The 18,773-nt window shown below is 64.7% G+C and carries 16 protein-coding genes; 7 read left to right on the forward strand and 9 right to left on the reverse strand.

Features of this window, described 5'->3' with window-relative positions:
• Nucleotides 1-110: 110 nt before the first annotated feature.
• The 3 genes from NOG11_RS03810 to NOG11_RS03820 are packed head-to-tail and all read left to right on the forward strand — an operon-like array spanning nt 111 to nt 2,091.
• Nucleotides 111-632: a hypothetical protein gene (locus tag NOG11_RS03810; RefSeq protein WP_256618327.1), complete on the forward strand. Its 522-nt coding sequence runs from the start codon at nt 111-113 to the stop codon at nt 630-632.
• Nucleotides 633-677: 45 nt separating this feature from the next.
• Complete coding sequence (locus tag NOG11_RS03815) at nt 678-1,025, forward strand: cupin domain-containing protein (RefSeq protein ID WP_256618329.1); 348 nt, start codon at nt 678-680, stop codon at nt 1,023-1,025.
• Nucleotides 1,026-1,059: 34 nt separating this feature from the next.
• Entirely contained in the window at nt 1,060-2,091 is a 1,032-nt protein-coding gene (locus NOG11_RS03820; protein WP_256618331.1) for a sodium:calcium antiporter, read from the forward strand.
• Between the two features lie 14 nt (nt 2,092-2,105).
• Here NOG11_RS03820 and NOG11_RS03825 read toward each other — a convergent pair whose 3' ends face one another.
• The 3 genes from NOG11_RS03825 to NOG11_RS03835 form a co-directional block, all read right to left on the reverse strand.
• Nucleotides 2,106-2,288, reverse strand: a complete 183-nt coding sequence (locus NOG11_RS03825) for a hypothetical protein (protein WP_256618334.1) — start codon at nt 2,286-2,288, stop codon at nt 2,106-2,108.
• A 97-nt stretch (nt 2,289-2,385) separates the two neighbouring features.
• Entirely contained in the window at nt 2,386-3,111 is a 726-nt protein-coding gene (gene phbB, locus NOG11_RS03830; protein WP_256618335.1) for an acetoacetyl-CoA reductase, read from the reverse strand.
• A 112-nt stretch (nt 3,112-3,223) separates the two neighbouring features.
• The gene (locus NOG11_RS03835; RefSeq protein WP_256618337.1) at nt 3,224-3,520 is read right to left on the reverse strand and encodes a hypothetical protein; all 297 of its coding nucleotides are present in this window, start codon (nt 3,518-3,520) and stop codon (nt 3,224-3,226) included.
• Between the two features lie 192 nt (nt 3,521-3,712).
• Between NOG11_RS03835 and NOG11_RS03840 the strand changes: the two genes are divergently transcribed.
• The gene (locus NOG11_RS03840; RefSeq protein WP_256618338.1) at nt 3,713-4,369 is read left to right on the forward strand and encodes a CBM96 family carbohydrate-binding protein; all 657 of its coding nucleotides are present in this window, start codon (nt 3,713-3,715) and stop codon (nt 4,367-4,369) included.
• A 69-nt stretch (nt 4,370-4,438) separates the two neighbouring features.
• Here the strand turns inward: NOG11_RS03840 and NOG11_RS03845 are convergent, their stop codons facing one another.
• From NOG11_RS03845 to NOG11_RS03855, 3 genes are all read right to left on the reverse strand, one after another.
• Complete coding sequence (locus NOG11_RS03845) at nt 4,439-5,320, reverse strand: hypothetical protein (protein ID WP_256618339.1); 882 nt, start codon at nt 5,318-5,320, stop codon at nt 4,439-4,441.
• Nucleotides 5,321-5,434: 114 nt separating this feature from the next.
• A complete protein-coding gene (gene lon, locus NOG11_RS03850) occupies nt 5,435-7,849 on the reverse strand; it encodes an endopeptidase La (protein ID WP_256618340.1) in 2,415 nt (804 codons plus the stop codon).
• Nucleotides 7,850-8,272: 423 nt separating this feature from the next.
• Nucleotides 8,273-9,604, reverse strand: a complete 1,332-nt coding sequence (locus NOG11_RS03855) for a spinster family MFS transporter (protein ID WP_256618341.1) — start codon at nt 9,602-9,604, stop codon at nt 8,273-8,275.
• Nucleotides 9,605-9,700: 96 nt separating this feature from the next.
• Here NOG11_RS03855 and NOG11_RS03860 point away from each other — a divergent pair, with 96 nt between their 5' ends.
• Both NOG11_RS03860 and NOG11_RS03865 read left to right on the forward strand, forming a co-directional pair.
• On the forward strand, nt 9,701-10,177 hold the full coding sequence (locus NOG11_RS03860) for a DUF6869 domain-containing protein (RefSeq protein ID WP_256618343.1): 477 nt from the start codon (nt 9,701-9,703) through the stop codon (nt 10,175-10,177).
• A gap of 55 nt (nt 10,178-10,232) precedes the next feature.
• Nucleotides 10,233-11,228: an NADPH:quinone oxidoreductase family protein gene (locus tag NOG11_RS03865; protein WP_256618344.1), complete on the forward strand. Its 996-nt coding sequence runs from the start codon at nt 10,233-10,235 to the stop codon at nt 11,226-11,228.
• A 12-nt stretch (nt 11,229-11,240) separates the two neighbouring features.
• On the opposite strand, the gene NOG11_RS03870 is transcribed toward NOG11_RS03865, so the two are convergent.
• A complete protein-coding gene (locus tag NOG11_RS03870; protein ID WP_256618346.1) occupies nt 11,241-11,699 on the reverse strand; it encodes a MaoC family dehydratase in 459 nt (152 codons plus the stop codon).
• A 206-nt stretch (nt 11,700-11,905) separates the two neighbouring features.
• Between NOG11_RS03870 and NOG11_RS03875 the strand changes: the two genes are divergently transcribed.
• The gene (locus tag NOG11_RS03875) at nt 11,906-14,623 is read left to right on the forward strand and encodes a TonB-dependent receptor (RefSeq protein WP_256618348.1); all 2,718 of its coding nucleotides are present in this window, start codon (nt 11,906-11,908) and stop codon (nt 14,621-14,623) included.
• Between the two features lie 115 nt (nt 14,624-14,738).
• Here the strand turns inward: NOG11_RS03875 and NOG11_RS03880 are convergent, their stop codons facing one another.
• Together NOG11_RS03880 and NOG11_RS03885 are read right to left on the reverse strand one after the other, a co-directional pair.
• On the reverse strand, nt 14,739-15,113 hold the full coding sequence (locus NOG11_RS03880; protein WP_256618350.1) for a VOC family protein: 375 nt from the start codon (nt 15,111-15,113) through the stop codon (nt 14,739-14,741).
• Between the two features lie 28 nt (nt 15,114-15,141).
• Nucleotides 15,142-18,696, reverse strand: coding sequence for an adenosylcobalamin-dependent ribonucleoside-diphosphate reductase (locus NOG11_RS03885; RefSeq protein WP_256618351.1), 3,555 nt, complete (start codon nt 18,694-18,696; stop codon nt 15,142-15,144).
• Nucleotides 18,697-18,773: the final 77 nt, after the last annotated feature.

Here is an 18,773-nt window from a genome sequence, read left to right on the forward strand (position 1 = left end):
CCTTCGGCTCCTGCTGACCTCACCGAAGGCAGCGGGGGTCCGTCGATGAGATGAGGGCGCTCGTCGTTTCTGGCTTTCGAAGCACGCACAGCACCCGCTACGCTGCGGTCATGACCTCCCTTGCCCTCTCCTTCATCGCCGCTGCATCGCTTCAGAATGCGGGGGGTCCCTGCTCCGCCGAGGTGTACCAGCAGTACGATTTCTGGCTTGGGCATTGGGAGGTCATGTCCGGAGACACCCCTGCCGGACGAAGCGTGATCGAGAAGACGCCGACCGGCTGCGGCATTGTTCAGCACTGGACGGCCGCGGACGGCCAGACGGGAGTCAGCGTCAGCCACTACGAGGCCAGCGATGGCAGGTGGCACCAGACCTGGGTCGGCGACACCTTCTCGGTCCGCTATGCCGGCGGCCTCGACCGGCAAGGCGCCATGGTCCTGGAAGGAACCCTCTCTGCCTTTGGGTCGGACCTGAGCCTTCCTTTTCGGGGCCGCTGGCTCCCCGTCGGCGACGACCGGATCGTGCAGCGCTTCCACTACCGCGATGCCGAGACCGGCGAGTGGAAGGACTGGTTTCAGGGCACCTCCCGCCGCCTGCCTGCGGCGGAGAGCCCGGCGGGAGAAGCCGAACGATAGGCGGCTCCCGCCTGTTGTCTCCACCTAACAAGAAGTGGAGACCCCATGAGCGGCATCGAGAAACTGAACGCCAACGAGCACAAACCGGGCAGCCATGGCGAGGCCCTGGCCATGAGCAATGGCGACATGGCCCTGCGCATCTGGTTCGAGGGCAAGACCGACAAGAAGGACCTGCACGCCTCTGACTACGAGACCATCGGCTACGTCATCGAAGGCGAAGCGAAGCTGCACTCCGAGGGCGAGACCCTTCACCTCACCCAAGGCGATAGCTGGCGCGTGCCGAAGGGTGAGATGCACGCCTACGAGATCGAAGACAGCTTCCGCGCCGTGGAGGTGACGAGCCCGCCCGCCAGAGGCGCGGCGCTCGGCGGTCACGGCCACGCCCCCGCTTGAGGCCCCTTACCGTTGAAGGGCGGAGCAGCCGGTTTTGAACGAGCTGCTCCGTCTCGACACGCCAGCGGGCCTCGCCGCGGCTATCATCATCAGCGCGCTGGTGATCGTTGCTGCTGGCACGAGGCTCTCCGGCGTCGCCGACCGTATCGCCGACCGCACGGGCCTCGGCGAGGCCATGGTCGGCGCTGTTCTTCTCGGTGCCGCCACCTCGCTGCCCGGCCTGATCGTCTCGGTCACGGCTGCGGCGAACGGCTATGCCAGCCTCGCCGTCGCCAACTCCCTGGGCGGGATCGCCGCGCAGACCTTCTTCCTAGTGGTCGCGGATGCCACCTACCGGCGCGCCAATCTCGAGCACGCCGCCGCCTCTATCGAGAACCTCATCCAGTCCACCGTGCTGATGGGCTGCCTGGCCCTCTTGGTCATGGCTGCCTCGGCTCCCTCGCTGAGCCTGTTCTCCATCCACCCGATCAGCATCGGTATCTTCGCCCTCTACCTCTTCGGCCTCAACGTCACCAGGCGGGCACGCCAGCTTCCGGGCTGGAAGCCTCGCCGGACTTCGGAGACTGAGTTCGACGAACCGAATGGCGAGAATACGAGAAGCAGCCTATCGTTACTGTTCGCGAGCTTCACCGTCCTCGCCCTGGTCACCGGCGCGGCAGGCTTCGTCGTCGGAAGGGCGGCCGAGAGCGCCACCTCGATCTACGGACTGGAGGAGAGCGTGGCCGGAGCGTTCCTGGCGGCCATCGTGACCTCCCTCCCCGAACTCGTCACCACCATCGCAGCGGTAAGAAGAGGCGCTCTGACCTTGGCGGTGGGAGGGATCATCGGCGGCAACGCCTTCGACGTGCTGTTCATCAGCGCGGCCGATATCGCCTATCGGGAGGGGCCGATCTACGCCGCCATCAGCCGGGACCAGCTCTTCCAGACCGGGCTAGCCCTCACCATGACCGCGGTCCTGCTGATGGGTCTTCTGCGCCGGGAGAAACACGGGCCAGCCCGCCTCGGCTTCGAGACGGTGCTGATCGGCCTCCTCTACCTCGCAGGCTCCGCCGTCCTCTTCCTGTAGCGGTACGAACCGCGCTAGGTTGAAGGCTGGGCAGGCTGCTCGATCAGATGCTGGCGCATATAGCCGCCGGGCTTGGTCTTGGCGATGCTGAAGTTCATGGCCAGAAGGCCGACGCAGACAGCGGCAGCCGCAAACGCGAGACGTGCCCTGACCGGTCGGCGCCGGAAGATGTAGCGGCGCTGCGAAAACGAACCCATGGTGACCTCCCTCACAAGATCAGGGAGACACCATCGCAACCTATTGGGGCGAAAGTGGGGCAGGGTTGCAGTTCCCTGCCCGCCTCACCTTCAAGATCTAGGCGGCGATGTACTGGCCGCCGTTCTGGGTGAGGGTCGCGCCCGTGATGAACCCTGCGTTCTCACCGGCCAAGAAGCTGACCGCCGCGGCAATCTCTTCGGGCTGGCCGAGGCGCCCGACGGGGATGCCCGCGACGATGCTGTCCAGCACCTCCTTCTTCATCGCGCCGACCATCTCGGTCTCGATATAGCCGGGCGCGATGGCGTTCACGGTGATCCCCTTGCGCGCGGTTTCCTGGGCAAGGGCGCGGGTGAAGCCGAGAAGCCCGGCCTTTGCGGCGGAGTAGTTCACCTGCCCGAACTGACCCTTCTGGCCGTTGATCGAGCTGATGTTGACGATCCTGCCATAGCCTCGGTCGCGCATGCCGTTGATGAGGGGCCGCGTCATGTAGAAGACGCTGTCGAGATTGGTGGAGACGACCTGGCTCCACTGCTCGGCCGTCATCTTGTGGAAGGCGCCGTCGCGCGTGATGCCGGCATTGTTCACCAGCACCGAGACGCCGCCATGATCGCTCTCGATCTTTCCGATGACCTCCTCGCAGGCCGAAGCGTCGGACACGTCGCACTGATAGGTGGCGACGCCGATCTCGTCGGCGCATTTCTGTGCGGCCTCGGCGTTGCCGCCATAGATGGCCGCGACGGTCATGCCGTCCTCGCGCAGGCGTTTCGAGATGGCGTAGCCGATACCGCGGGTTCCGCCGGTAACGATGGCAACGTGGCTCATGGGTTTCCTCCCGGAAGGCTTGTTGTTCGAGAAGCCTTAGCGGCCCCCACGCGAGAGACCAGCATCATGCGCAGCCGGAACGGGAGGTGGTCCGCTCAGTGCGAGGGAGAGCCTAGTTCAGCGGTCGATCGTGATCTGGGGCAGCCTTGCCGCCCGCGGCGCTGGGCCGTCCGACCTGCTCCCCGCGGCGCATGGCGGATCGCTCGCTTTCCCGCTGCACCTCTTCGAGGATCTCCTCGTCGCGTTCGGCCAGGCTCGCCTTCAGCCGGTCGCGCTCTTGCTCGATGCAGCGCTGAGCCGCCTCCTCCGAGACATCCCGGCAGCGGTCATAAGCCTCCGCCTCCACGTAGCGCCCGGTGCTGGTGCAGGCTGCGGACATCAGGAAGACGGAGAGAAGAACGAGGCGCATGACAAAGAGCATATCGGCTACACCCAGACGACGCTAGCTGAAAAAAAGTGAGCTTTCAGGCGCGTAGGAACAGCAGTCGCCCGGCTTGTCTATGAGGACGAAGCCGACCTTTACGGATGGGTTACCATAGGTTAGGCGGCAAACACGGTTTCGTGAACCGTCGCAAACCCTGGGGGGAACAGGATGAAAAAGATGATCGCGCTCGCAGTGAGCGCTGTAGCAGCACTTGGTGCCGCCAACGCTGCCGTCGTGATCGGCGCCGATGCCGATACGTTCGTGCGCAACGGCTCCGACTCGGACGAAAACTACGGCAGCCTGCAGAACCTGCTGGTCAAGCGCCAGGGAGCGCCGAACTTCGAGCGGGAGGCTTTTGTCCGCTTCGATCTGTCGAACTTCAGCGGCAGCTTCATCGGTGCCGTTCTCGGCCTGACCCAGACCAACGACAACGACCAGCAGATCCGCGTCTTCGGCCTCAACGACGGCCGCGACGGCTGGGACGAGAGCACCGTGACCTGGGACAGCTCCGGCGCCCTCCGCGACCGTTCGCTGGCCACCGATCTTGGCACCATCGACCTTACCCAGGGCGGCACCGGCGATGCGCTGACGCTTTCGGGCACGGCACTGGAGACCTTCCTTGCCAACAATATTGGCATGGATGGACTCGTGACCTTCCTCCTCGTCAGTACACGCGGTAGCGATACCCAGCCTGCCATCGTGCGCGCACGCGAGAACATTCTCGGCGGCGGTCCCACCCTGGCGCTGGACGGCACGGTCCCCGTTCCGGCAGCAGCGCTTCTCTTCGCCCCGGTCGCAGGCATCGCAGCCCTGCGCCGTCGCCGCGCGAAGTAACGCTTTTTGTACTGAGTAAAAGAAAGGTGGGCCTCGGCCCACCTTTTTTCGTTTTAAGCCCCCGGCTGGCTACTCTTGAACGACCGGAGGCGAGGCGGTTACTTCGCCCACGAAGTAGTAGCCATCGAAACGACCCTCATCCACGCCGCCCTCGACTAGCGTGATGGAGGGTGCCGTAGCCCCCTCCGGCAGTAACCGGCTCTGACGGACAGGTTTGACACCGCCGTTGACCCAAGCTTCGCCGCCGGAGGTCATGCTGACCAGGGTCACCGTGCCCTCGGGTAACAGCATGGCTGCGTTGTCCGTATCGCCCAGAAAATCGAAGCGCGTCTTGCTGGCATGAATGCTGCCGACGAGCACGACGGCGCGGTCATAATCATCCGTGAACGCAGCATCAAGCTCTTCGGCCATGCGAGCGTCACGGACTCTCTGAAGGGCATGGGGCGGTAGGTTCTGATACCACGCGACGACTTCCTCCTGGGGAGCATCGACAGGACCATTGAGGTCACGCATCACATCGAAATCGTCGAAGAAAACGAGATCGACGCCGTCCATCTTGTCCAAAGCCAGGAGGAGGCCCAGCATAGCCTCACTGCCCCGGCCGTCGCTAGCGTAGAGCCGCCAAGTGGGGGCCATCGCCTCCTTGATCGCAGCTCCAGGGTCTTCCGACGCCAGGGCAGCCTCCACTGCAGCAGCATCGCCGGGCTGAAACTCAAGACCCACCAAGGTCCTGCCGCCCCGAGCGGATACGGCGCACACATAGCTTTCGAACAGGTCCGGTATCTCTTCGGTGCCGTGGCTCTCACCGAAGAGCAGGAACTGCCCTTCGGCCGCCTCCGCGACCTCCTGCCAACCGTCAGGCGCGTTGCAGGCACTCGCCGACCGGTCTTCGGTCGTGGCACAGGCCGAAAGCAGCACGGACAGCCCAGCTATCCCCATCCATAGACGCACGGCATATTCCTCCTCATCGCCCTGAGAACGATAGGCAGGAGCACTGGGCTGTCAACGCAGTAAAGCTGTGTGTGCGTTTACAAAAAAGGCGGGCCGAAGCCCGCCTTTCGATTGTTAGTGGGTCACCACCGAGCCCGGATCTTCCGTACCCGGCTCCGCTGCAGGAGACTGCTTCTTCAGCGCCTCCTCCTCCGGGTTCCACTCGATGGGGGTGAGCGGTCCGGTGAGGGCATGCTTCAGCACCTCGTCCACATGCTCGACAGGGATGACCTCGAGCTTGGAGAGGATGTTCTCCGGCACGTCGGCCAGGTCCTTCTCGTTCTCCTCGGGGATCAGCACCGTCTTCACGCCCGCACGGGAAGCCGCGAGCAGCTTCTCCTTGAGGCCGCCAATCGCGAGCACCCTGCCCCGCAAGCTGATCTCGCCGGTCATGGCAATGTCCTTGCGGATGGGAATACCCGTCAGGGCCGAGACGATGGCTGTGGCCATGGCGACACCGGCGGAGGGGCCGTCCTTGGGCGTGGCACCTTCGGGAACGTGGATGTGGATGTCCGTCGTCTCGAAGAGCGTCGGCTTGATGCCGAACTCCACCGCGCGCGAACGAACGTAGGAGGCCGCTGCCGAAACGCTCTCCTTCATCACCTCTTTGAGGTTGCCGGTGGGCGTCATGCGGCCCTTGCCCGGCATAGTGACACCCTCGATCTTAAGAATGTCGCCGCCCACGGACGTCCAGGCGAGGCCCGTGACCACGCCGACCGCGTCGTCGCCGTCGATCTCACCGTAGCGGAACTTGGAGACGCCAGCGAAGTCGCCGAGATTGTCCTCGGTCACCATGACCTTCTCGGCACTATCCTCCATCTCGAGCTTGGTCACCGCCTTACGGGCGAGGTTGGCAAGCTCGCGTTCGAGCGAACGCACACCGGCTTCGCGGGTGTAAAGACGGATCAGCTTCATCAGCGCGTCCGGCTCGATGACGAACTCATCCTCCTTGAGGCCGTGCTCCTTCATCTTGCGCGGAATGATGTGGCGCGTGGCGATCTCCATCTTCTCGTCCTCGGTATAGCCGGGGATACGGATGATCTCCATCCGGTCGAGAAGCGGTTGGGGCATGTTCAGCGAGTTCGCCGTGGTGACGAACATGATGTCGCTGAGGTCGTAGTCCACCTCGAGATAGTGGTCCGAGAACGTATCGTTCTGCGCCGGATCCAGCACCTCCAGAAGCGCCGCGGACGGATCGCCTCTGAAATCGTTACCCATCTTGTCGATCTCGTCGAGGAGGAAGAGCGGGTTGGTCTTCTTCACCTTCTTCATCGACTGGATGATCTTGCCGGGCATGGAGCCGATATAGGTCCGGCGGTGGCCACGGATCTCGCTCTCGTCACGCACGCCGCCGAGCGACACACGGACGAACTCGCGGTTGGTCGCCTCGGCCACAGACTTACCGAGCGAGGTCTTACCGACACCGGGAGGGCCGACGAGGCAGAGGATCGGACCCTTCAGCTTGCCGGTACGCTTCTGCACGGCGAGGTACTCGATGATCCGTTCCTTGACCTTGTCGAGGCCGTAGTGATCGCGGTCGAGCACTTCCTGGGCTTTGGGAAGGTCGGCCTTCACCTTGCCCTTGGTGCCCCACGGGATCGATAGCAGCCAGTCGAGATAGTTGCGCACCACGGTGCTTTCCGCCGACATGGGCGACATCTGGCGCAGCTTCTTCAGCTCGCCCTGGGCCTTCTCTTTGGCGGCCTTGGAGAGCTTGGTGTTCTCTATCTTCTCTTCGAGCTCGGTCAGCTCATCCTTGCCCTCGTCGCCGTCGCCGAGCTCCTTCTGGATGGCCTTCATCTGCTCGTTGAGATAGTACTCACGCTGGGTCTTCTCCATCTGGCGTTTGACACGTCCACGGATCTTCTTCTCGACCTGAAGCACGCTCATCTCGCCTTCCATGAAGCCGTAGACGGCTTCCAGGCGCTGGGGCACGGAGGTGATCTCCAGAAGCTCCTGCTTCTCGGCGATCTTGAGGTTGAGGTGGCTGGCCACCGTGTCGGCGAGCTTCGACGCGTCGTCGATCTGGCCGATCGAGACGATGACCTCGGGGCTGACCCGCTTGTTGAGCTTCACATAGCTCTCGAACTGGGTATTCACGGAACGGGACAGCGCTTCGACCTCGGCCTCGTCGCCTTCGGCCTCGTCGAGCTCGACGGCCTCGGCCTCGAAATACTCTTCTTCCGCCGTGTACTGCGTGATCTCGGCTCTACGCCCGCCCTCGACCAGCACCTTGACCGTGCCGTCGGGCAGCTTGAGAAGCTGCAGAACTTTCGCGATCACACCGATCGCGTAGATGTCGGATGTTTGCGGATCGTCATTGCCCGCGTCTTTCTGCGCGACGAGCAGGATCTCGCGGTCGGCTTCCATCACCGTCTCCAGAGCGCGCACGGATTTCTCGCGGCCCACGAAGAGGGGAACGACCATATGGGGGAACACGACGATGTCGCGCAGGGGCAGGACCGGATAGGCCCGTGTGTCTTCACTCATGAAGAACTCCTTTCGGCAGTCTTCCGGGAAGGCCGCCCGGAACATGATAGGCGCGGCCTCGCCACCGCTGCGCCCGGAATAGAACTCACACAACGGTCTCAACGATGTCGGGTGCCGGGACGTTCCTTACAAGCGCTGCTTTACCACAGCACGGATGACGGAAGCGTCACCTTTGATCTCACGGCGCGCGGCGCCTCCGATGGGGCGAGCCATACGGCTCGGGACCGCAGTCGCGGCCCTTTCCGCGGCTAGGTTGGTCGGTTGGGAAGCTGGAATTCATGGGTGCGCTCGCTTTCAGACGCTTTCCCACGGCTTGTCCGTGGGACCCATCTCCTTGGGCTCGAAAAGAGAGCCAATGCTGGAGTTGGGTCCTACGAACGTCGCTGCGCGCCGCCGTAGGAAAGCGCCGAAATGGGGACGAACCTAACCCGCCTGTGCCCGCTCCCAGTCCTTCGGCAGGAGCTTCGCCGAGACCGCGAACAGCACCACTGCCAGCACCCACGGCACGGAGAGCGTCCAGAGCGCCATGCGTAGCGCCTCGAGCTGGCTGAGATTGGTTGCGGCGAACCGGTCCCAGATCCAGCCCGTATAGGTCGGCCCGCCGCCTAGGGCGATCAGGTTGAGAACGAAGAAGAAGACCGCCGTCGAGGTCGCCCTCACCGAGACCCCGGCCAGGTTCTGCGCCACCGAGAAGCTCGGCCCGAGATAGAAGCCGAGGAAGAAGATATGCGCCGACAAAAGCGCGAAGAAGACAAACGCCGAGCCTGTCATCCAGGCCAGCGCGATGGCGAGCGCGGCGATGCCGATGGTGACCGCCGGGACGAGGCCGTAGGCGCCTACGCTGCGTTTGCCGAAATGGTCGGCGACGACCCCGCCCAGATACGTCCCCCCGGCGTAGAAGATGGCGTTGCCGACGCCGAGCCCGATCAGCAGCCAGAAGAGCGGCAGCTCGGAGAACATGCCCGCCATCTGGTTCGGCACGCCGACGATATAGGCCATGACGAAGTTCGACACCGAGTAGGAGCCGAAGCTCGCAAACGCCACGCCGAACGCCATGGTCCAGTAGCTCGGCACCTTGGCGAGGCGCGAGAGCCCCTCCTTGAAGGTCAGCTTCTCCACCTTGGCACCGGCATCGAGGCGCCCCCGCTCGGGCTCCGGTACCAGCCGCTTGACCAGGAAAGCGAAGGGCAGGCCCACCGCCCCCACCACCACGAAGGCCGTGCGCCACTCCACCGTGCCGCCCGACACGAAGAACGCGTTGACGAAGTAGGCGAACATGATGCCGAAGGGGATGCCGAGCGAGTAGGTCGCCAGCGCCTTGCCCCGCTCCTTCGGCGCGTAGAGGTCGGAGAGAAGCGAGTGGCTAGGCGGCGAGCAGCCCGCCTCCCCCACCGCCACGCCGATGCGCAGGAGCGCCAGGGCGAAGAAGCCGCCCGCAAAGCCCGTGAGCATGGTGAAGAAGCTCCAGGTCGCAAGGCTCAGCGCGATGATCGTCACCCGGTCGAAGGTGATCGAGAACGATCCGAACTTCATGGTTCTGGTGTTGTCGACCAATCCTGCCAGCGGGATGCCGACAAAGGTGTAGAACACCGCGAAGACCGCGCCCGTCAGGAGGCCGATCTGTGTGCCCGTCAGCCCCAGATCGCCCTGGATAAAGGGTGCCAGCACGCCCAGGATCTGGCGGTCGATGAAGTTGAAGGCATAGACCACGGTGAGGAGGCCGAGCACGGCCCCCCGGTTCTGCAATTTCGCCACGCGCCCTGCCCTCCCGGCTTTCGTTTTGCGCGAGCCTGCCTAGTGTCGCAGCCGAGGACAAGAACGAAGCGCCACCACTGGTGCAGAAAGGTGGGTATGGCCTTTGCCGATAGAGCCGATCAGCTCGCGACCGATTGGGCCGCGGCCCTCGACGACCGCGCGCCGATCAGCGACGAGGTCCTGCGCGACGCCGCCCTCGTCAGCTTCCTCACCAAGCCGGACGTCCAGTGGCGCTTCATCCGCCGCTGCCTGGAAGAGGCCCGGACCGACTACACGCTGGTGCATATCGGCGCCGGTCCGCTGGAGCATCTCCTCGCCAAGGAAGGTGCCGCCTTCATTGGTCAGGTGGAGCTTCTGGCCGCCAATAGCGAGCGGTTCGGGCTCGCTCTGCACGGCTGCGCCCGTAACAAGATCGAGGAAGAGGTATGGCAGCGCGTGCTGGCGGCTAGAGCTGCGGTCGAAGAGCCGGTATGGCTGGACGCGATCTTTCGCACCTCCCATGACATTCGCATAGAAGTAGAGAAGCTGGCCCTCGCATACCTCAAGGAGGTGAGGGACAGACGGCGTTCTTGACGACAGATGGCGCTTCCGACGAAGGCCTGACATCAGAAACGAAGAGGAGAGACCCATGCGCGCACTGATGTCCGTGACCCCCGGCGGGCCGGAAACGCTCGAGCTCCGCGAGATGGAGACCCCTGTCCCCGGCAAGGGGCAGGCGCTGGTCCGCATCCACGCGGCGGGCTGCAACTTCCCCGACACGCTGATCATCAAGGACCTCTACCAGTTCAAGCCCAAGCGCCCCTTCGCCCCCGGCGGCGAGGCGGCCGGGGTGGTCGAGGCCGTCGGCGAGGGCGCGGACGAGAGGCTCGTCGGCCAGCGAGTCGCCACCTCCGTCGGTGCGTTCGGCGGCTACGCCACCCACGCCCTGGTGGATGCGGGCATGGTCATGCCGATCCCCGAAGAGCTGCCCTTCGACGTCGCGGCGGGCTTCATCATGACCTACGGCACGAGCTACTACGCGCTCAAGGACCGGGCGAAGCTTCAGCGCGGCGAGACCCTGGTGGTGCTAGGCGCGGCAGGCGGCGTAGGCTCGGCAGCGGTCGAGCTAGGCAAGGCCATGGGCGCGAAGGTCGTCGCCTGCGTCAGCTCCGAGAGCAAAGCCAAGTTCTGCAGGGCCCTCGGCGCCGACGAGACCATCGTCTACCCCCGCGAGCTGGACCGCGATGCATCGAAGCTCCTCGCGGGCGCCATCAAGGAGAAGACCGGCGGCGGCGCGGACGTGCTCTACGACCCCGTGGGCGGCGCCTATTGCGAGCCCGCCCTGCGCGCTATGGCGTGGGAGGGGCGCTACCTAGTGGTCGGCTTCCCGGCGGGCATTCCGAACCCGCCGCTCAACCTCACCCTCCTCAAGAGCTGCCAGATCATGGGCGTCTTCTGGGGCGCCGCCGTGATGCGCGACCCCGCAGGTCACGCTCAGAACATGGGCGAGATCACCACCATGATGAAGGAGGGCACGCTGAAGCCGCGCATCACCAAGACCTTCCCGCTCGAAGAAGGCGCCGAGGCGCTGAAGCTCCTCGAAGGCCGCGAGGCGACGGGGAAGATCGTCCTGACGATGGGTTAGCGGGCCAAGCCCCTAACCCACCATCTGCATGGTCACCCACTCCGCCACGAGCGCGGCCTTAGGCTCGCCCTCGATCTCGACCTCGACTTTGTAGGTCAGCACATGGGTGCCGGGGCGGGGCTCCTTGTGAGCGTCGAGGACGAAGTGTCCTCGCACGCGCTTGCCCGCACGAACCGGGTTGAGGAAGCGGACCTTGTTGAAACCGTAGTTCACCCCCGCGGTGATGCCTTCGAGGACGAACGTGGTCTCGCTGGCGAGCTTCGACAGCATGGAGAGCGTCAGGAAACCGTGGGCGATGGTGCCGCCGAAGGGGGTCGCCTTGGCCGCTTCCTCGTCCACATGGATGAACTGGTGATCCTCGGTGACGTCGGCGAAGGCGTTGATTCGCTGCTGGTCGATCAGCACCCAGTCCGAGGTCAGGCGTGTGTTGCCAATTTGCGACATGAGGCTATCGACTGTGACTGAGTTCATAGCAACGCCCTTTCAAGGCCAGCGGTTTCGGGTATGGATTAAGATAAACGCAACGCCGTCGTTCGGGGTCTAGGGTGCATTTAGTCCTCCGCACAACACCAGGCGGCGCTGGGTCTTAACGGGCTCTCAAGGTCCGTGAAACAAACCGGTCCCGTCATAAGCGGGCACGAAACTGTGTCCGCAGCGGCACTCTAGGGAGGAATACCGTGAACAAAGCCCTTTTCCTTGCCACGACGGCACTCTTCAGCGTCTCGGCAGTCGGCACCGCCGCTGCCCAGGACGTTGACGAGATCGTCGTGACCGCCACCAAGCGTGAGCAGACCCTGCAGGAAGTTCCGATCGCCGTCTCCGTGATCCAGGAAGACACCATCGAGAACGCGCAGATCCAGGACGCCATCGACCTTCAGTCCGTCGTCCCCTCGCTTCGTGTCAGCCAGCTCGAGCGTACCTCGAACACCACCTTCATCATCCGCGGCTTCGGCTCGGGCGCCAATAACCCCGGCATCGAGCCCTCGGTCGCCGTGTTCATCGACGGCGTGTTCCGCACCCGTGCAGGCTCGGCCCTGGACGACTTCCTCGCGCTTGAGCGCATCGAGGTCCTGAAGGGTCCGCAGTCGACCCTGTTCGGCAAGAACGCCTCCGCCGGTGTGGTCTCGGTCGTCACCAAGAAGCCCGAGTACAACTGGAACGGCGTCGTCGAAGGCACGCTCGGCAATTTCGACCAGCGCATTGTCAAGGGCTACCTGACCGGCCCGATCAACGACATCTTCGCCTTCTCGCTCTCCGGCACCTATAACGAGCGTGACGGCTACTTCGAGAACCTCGGCGACACCGCCGACTACAACAACCGCGACCGCTACAGCCTCCGCGGCCAGCTTCTCGCCCAGCCCACCGACAATCTCGAGTTCCGCCTCATCGCCGACTATGCCGAGATCGACGAGCGCTGCTGCGGCACCGCGCGCGTCACCGACGGTGACGCCGGCGCCATCATCCGCGACCTTCTCGGCGGTCAGACCCCTAATGTCGGCGCGTTCGACTACGTCATCGCCAACGACGTCGAGAACAACAACGAGATCGTCAACTCCGGCCTCTCCTTCCAGGCCGAGTGGGACATCAACCCCGATGTCTCCCTGACCTATATCGGCGCGCTGCGTCGCTACGACGACTTCGTCGACTATGAGGGCGACTTCACCACCCTCTCCACCCTCGGCACGAACATCCGCGGCGTGAACAGCGATACCATGACCCACGAGCTTCGCCTCAGCGGGGTCAAGGATCGCTTCAGCTACCTTTTGGGCGCCTACTACTTCAACGAGGACCTGGTCATCAACGATGCCCGCCTCTATGGCGACGACACGCGGAACTACGTCGACCTGCTTTCCGCGGCGCTCGCTGGTGAGTTCGTCGAGGTCGCGCCTGGCGTGAACATTCCGAACGCAGCCGCCAGCCCGATCACGGCGCTCGAAGTCGGCCTCGGCCTGCCCGTCGGTCAGACCTTCTGGCAGGACGGCGGCGGTACCTTCTTCACCGCCGAGCAGGACGACGAGCAGTGGCAGCTCTTCGGTCAGTTCGACTTCGAGGTCACCGACCGTCTGACCCTGACCGCAGGCGTCGCCTGGTTCAACGCGGACAAGGCCGTCGACTTTCGCAATGTCGGCCGCACCAACCCGTTCTCGGACCTGAACTTCGTCGATATCGGCTTCGGCCAGGCCTTCGGCGCGGCGGTGAACGGTCTGCTGACCTCGCCTCTGGCGGCAGCGGTTCCCGATCCCAGCGTCTTCGCCAACGGCATCACGCCTGACGCCATCGCCGCCTACAGCGCGGCGGCCGCTCTGTCGGACGGTGCCCTTCCCTCGGTCGCAGCCCTTCAGGCGGCGGCTGCGGACCCCGAGCAGAACCCGCTCCTGGGTCTGTTCCCGGCGCTGCAGCCCCTCGGGCCGCTCACCCCGTTCCCGAACTCCGTCGAGGACGGCACGAGCTCCGACAGCGACGTGCCCTACACCCTGCGCGCGTCCTACGACCTGACCGACCGGACCAACATCTACCTCAGCTACGCGACCGGCTTCAAAGCCACCTCGTGGAACCTGACGCCGGATACCCGTCCGTTCGCTCAAGACTTCTCCGCTCTCCTCGCTTCCGGCGAGCTGGCGGCTGACGGTGTCGGCGGGCAGCCGGTGGTCAACACGGCCATCGCGCTCCAGTCGCTGGGCATCCCCAACCAGTACACCGGCACCCGCTTCGCCGAGCCTGAGACCACCAAGGTGCTCGAGTTCGGTCTGAAGACCCGCTTCGCTTGGGGCTCGCTGAACACGGCCGTGTTCCGCCAGATCGTCGAGGACCTTCAGAGCTCGATCTTCCAGGGCACGGGCTTCGTCGTCTCCAACGCCGGTGAGCAGGAAGCCATCGGTTTCGAGTTCGACGCCGTGATCCAGCCGCCGATGATCGAAGGCCTCACCTTCAACATCGCCGGTCTCTACCTGGACTCGCAGTTCAACGACTTCCCCAACGCTTCGGTCCTCATCGGCGGTGAAGCCGATCTGGCCGACGGCGTCGCGGACGGCATCGGCAACCTCGATGGCGAGCGTCCTGCGGGCGTGCCCGAGTTCTCCGGCTCCTTCGGTGCCGAGTACCGCGTGCCGCTCAGCGCCGGTGAGCTCTTCATCCGTGGTGACTACCAGTATGAGAGCAACGTGCAGGTCGTGCAGAACGTCCCGGAAGAGACGCTCTCCCGCGAGATCGGCATGCTCAACGCTTCGATCGGCGTGCAGCTCGACAACGGCCTCGAAGCGCTGGTCTGGGCTCGCAACCTGAACGAGGACGAGTTCTTCACCTCGGGCTTCCCGACCACGCTGCAGCCGGGCTCCATCTCGGCCTATCCGAACATGCCGCGCACCTACGGCGTGACGGTCCGCAAGCGCTTCTAAGCTTCGCACTCCAACAAGAAGAAAGCCCCGCCGAGCGATCGGCGGGGCTTTTTGTATCTAGGCGAATGGCGGGAACAGAGCGGCTAGCCTGGTAACCCTCCGTCAGCGAACGATTTCAGCCCTTAGCAGGCGCGTAGAAAGCCAGCTTGTTGCCGTCGAGGTCGCGGGCATAGGCCATGTAGAACTGCTCGCCGCGCACGCCCGGCTCGCCCTCGTCTTCGCCGCCGAGCTCCAACGCCTTGGCATGCAGGCTGTCCACCTTCTCCCGCGACCCAGCAAGAAGGGCCACCATCATGCCGTTGCCGACACTGGCCTTCTCGCCGTTGAAGGGCTTGGTCAGCACGATGAGCGGCTCGGAGAAGTTCTTGCCGATGCCCACCTGCTGATCGCCCTCCATCAGGACGTTCGCCTCCAAGATGGAGAGCAGCTCCGCATAGAAATCTTTGGCTTTCGGTAGATCGTTCGTGCCGATGGTCACGTAGGCCAGCATGGGTTTCTCCTCTTGCTGTTGATGGTGTTCAGCTACATCCCGACGAGGCACCGCAGCTCTCGCAGCGCAGGCACGTGCCGTTGCGGACGAGCGTGAACTGTCCGCACTCACCGCAGGCATCACCTTCATAGCCCTTGAGGCGGGCCTCTTCCTGCTCGCTGCGTTCAGGCACCGCCTGGAGCCGGGGCGCCTGCTTCGGAGCTTCAGTCTTGGTCGGTGCGTCCTCGTTCTCGCCCTCGCCCGCGCTGTCCTTGTTGCGGAAGCGGTCAAAGTCGCCGCCGCGCAGGACCACGAGGTTGTCCATCGCCTGACTGCGGGTCAGACCCTTCGAGATGAAGCGCTGCGCCTCCTTCTCGACGCCCTCCTTCTCCACTCCGCTGCCCAGGCCGAACGTGCCCTCTCCCTCCGGCACGTGGCCGAGGTCGGAGCGGCCGAGATAGGAGATGGCCAGCTCACGGAAGATATAGTCGAGGAGCGAGGTCGCGTTCTTGATCCGGTCGTTGCCCTGCACCGGCCCTGCAGGCTCGAAGCGGGTAAAGAGATAGGCATCGACGAACTCCTCCAGCGGCACGCCGTATTGGAGGCCTAGAGAGATCGCGATGGCGAAGTTGTTCATCAGCGACCGGAAGGCCGCGCCCTCCTTGTGCATGTCGATGAAGATCTCGCCTAGCTCGCCGTCCTCGAACTCCCCCGTATGCAGATAGACCTTGTGGCCGCCGATGATCGCCTTCTGGATATACCCCTTGCGCCGGTCGGGCAGCTTGCGGCGTCCGGGGCCGCGCTCGATGACCTTCTGCACGACCCGCTCGGCGAAGACCCGGCCCCGCTCTCCGGGGTTCATCTCGGCGAAGTCCTCCGTATCGAGCTCATCGGCCCCGGCCAGCACGCTGGAGAGCGGCTGGCTCAGCTTCGAGCCGTCGCGGTAGAGGGCCACCGCCTTGAGCCCGAGCGCATGGGCGCTCTCATAGGCTGTCAGGCAGTCCCGCACGCTGGCACTGGCGGGAAGGTTGACCGTCTTCGAGATGGCGCCAGACACGAAGGGCTGCACCGCCGCCATCATCTCCACATGGGCGCCGACGCTGAGTGCCCTCGTGCCGATCTTGCCGCAGGGCGCCGCGCAGTCGAAGACCGGCAGGTGCTCGCGCTTGAGATGCGGTGCGCCCTCCAGGGTCATCGTCCCGCAGCAGTAGAGGCTCGCCCGGTGCACATCCTCGTCGGAAAAACCCAGATCCCTCAGCGTTCTGTAGCCGGACTGGTAGAGCTGCTCGTCGTCGAAGCCGAGCGTACCCCGCATGAAGCTCTCGCCCAGCACATCGGCGGTGAAGGCGTAGGTCATGTCGAAGGCGCCTTCGAGCGCCGCCTCCAGCGCCTCGATCTGCCGCTCGCCAAAGCCCTCGTCGCGCAAGGAGTCGAAGGAGACACCCGGTGCATCCTCGAGCGTCGCCCGACCCAGAGCATAGGTCTGCATGTCGGCGATCTCGGCTTCGGAGTAGCCCAGTGTCCTCAGCGCTCTTGGCACGGAGCGGTTGATAATCTTGACCGTGCCTCCCCCAACGAGCTGCTTGAACTTGACCAGCGCATAGTCGGGCTCGATCCCCGTGGTGTCACAGTCCATCAGCAGGCCGATGGTCCCGGTCGGCGCGATGGCGGAGAGCTGCGCGTTGCGAAGCCCCTTCGCCTCTACCAGCGCAGCTCCCTCAGCGAGCGCCGAAGCGGCGGCTTCTGCCAGCCCCGCGAAGGGGACGCGGGCGGACTCCAGAACCGGAGGAACAACCTTCAGCTCGCGGAAGACACCTCTTCCCGCGGCGGCGAGGTGGTTGCGCATCACCTTCTCCACCGAGCCGCTATTGGCCTCGTACCGGTCGAAGGCGCCGATCTCACCGGCCATCTCGGCGGAGGTCTTCATGGCGACCCCCTGCATCAGGGCCATGATCGCGCCTCCGGCGGCGCGCCCCGCATCGCTGTCATAGGGCAGGCCGCAGGACATGAGGAGGCCCCCTAGATTGGCGAAACCGAGCCCCAGCGTGCGGTAGCGGTGGCTGCGCTCGGCGATGGCGGCGGAGGGGTAGCTCGCCATGCCGACGGAGATCTCGAGCGCGATCGTTAGAAGGCGGCTGGCCTGGGCGAGACCCTCGTGATCGAAGCCGCCGTCCTGCTTCAAGAACTTCAGAAGGTTGATGCTGGCAAGGTTGCAGGCCGTGTCGTCGAGGAAGAGGTACTCGGAACAGGGGTTCGACGCCCTGATCTCTCCGTCGGCAGCGCAAGTGTGCCAGTCGTTGATCGTGTCCGCGAACTGCACGCCGGGATCGGCGGAGGCCCAGGCGGCCTCGCCGATCTCCTGCCAGAGCTCACCGGCGTTCACCGTGCGGACCACCTTGCCGTCGAGGCGCCTGGTCAGCTTCCAGTCTTCGCCCTTTTCGGCAGCGTCGAGGAAGGCATCTGTCACCCTCACCGAAAGGTTGGCGTTCTGCCCACTGACCGTGCGGTAGCCCTCGCTGTCCCAGTCCACGGTGAAGACCTGCGTCTCCGGCCCCTTGCCCGAGGCTGCGAGCATCCGCAGGGCACGGTCGATGAGCCCTGCGGGCACCGCGTCGCGCTTCGCACGGCTCACCGCACGGCGCAGCTTCTCGTTCGAGCGCAGGTCGAAGGAGGAGTTCTCGAGCCCTTCCCCTACCGCCGAGGTGATGGCGCGCAGGTGCCGCTCGATCACGGCGGAGCCTGCGGCGAGCGCTGCGACCTTCTCCTCCTCACGCCGCTTCCAGGTGATGAACTCCTCGATGTCGGGATGGTCCGCATCGAGAACGACCATCTTGGCCGCCCGCCTGGTTGTGCCGCCGGATTTGATAGCGCCTGCCGCGCTGTCGGCGACTTTCAGGAAGCTGATGAGGCCGGAGGTCGTCCCCCCGCCGGAAAGCGGCTCGCCCGCCGAACGCAGCTTGGAGAAGTTGGATCCCGAGCCCGAGCCGTATTTGAACAGCTTCGCCTCGCGGGTGATGAGATCGAAGATGCCGTCCTTGCCGATCAACGAGTCCTCGACCGACTGGATGAAGCAGGCATGGGGCTGGGGGTGGGCGTAGACGTCTTCCACCTCCACGACCTCACCGGCCTTCTCGTCGAAGCGGTAGTGCCCCCGCCCGTCAGCAGACAGACCATAGGCCCAGTGGAGCCCCGTCGAGAACCACTGCGGCGAGTTGGGCGCGGCGATCTGGTGGCGCAGCATGGCCGCGATCTCATCGCGGAAGGTCAGCGCGTCCTCGGCGCCGAAGAGCCCCTGTTTGATACCGTGATAGGCCCAGGCCGAGGCGATGCGGCCGAAGGCCTGCTCGGCATCGGTCTCGGGGCCGAAGGAGGCACCCTCTTCCGGCTCGCGCCGCTGCAGCTCCTGCGGGATGCCGTCCTCCGGCACCGGGCGGGTGGAGGAGGGAACGCCGCGCTTGCGGAAGTACTTGCGCACCAGAATGTCGCCTGCGAGCGCGCTGAAGGTCTCGGGAAGGTCCGCCTCGATCTGCCCGCTCTCCAGCGCGATGCTGCGCCGCTCCGCTTTGATCGTTCCGAGCTTGGCGAAATGAGGGGTGATCTTCATGGCGGCTGAAACCTCCGAGAACCGGCGTCGTGCAGGACTGAGTTGGAGAGTGTCGCGCCCTGCGCCAAGTCATTTTG

The sequence above is a fragment of the Parvularcula maris genome (assembly GCF_024505085.1).
GTDB classification, from domain to species: Bacteria; Pseudomonadota; Alphaproteobacteria; order Caulobacterales; family Parvularculaceae; genus Parvularcula; species Parvularcula maris.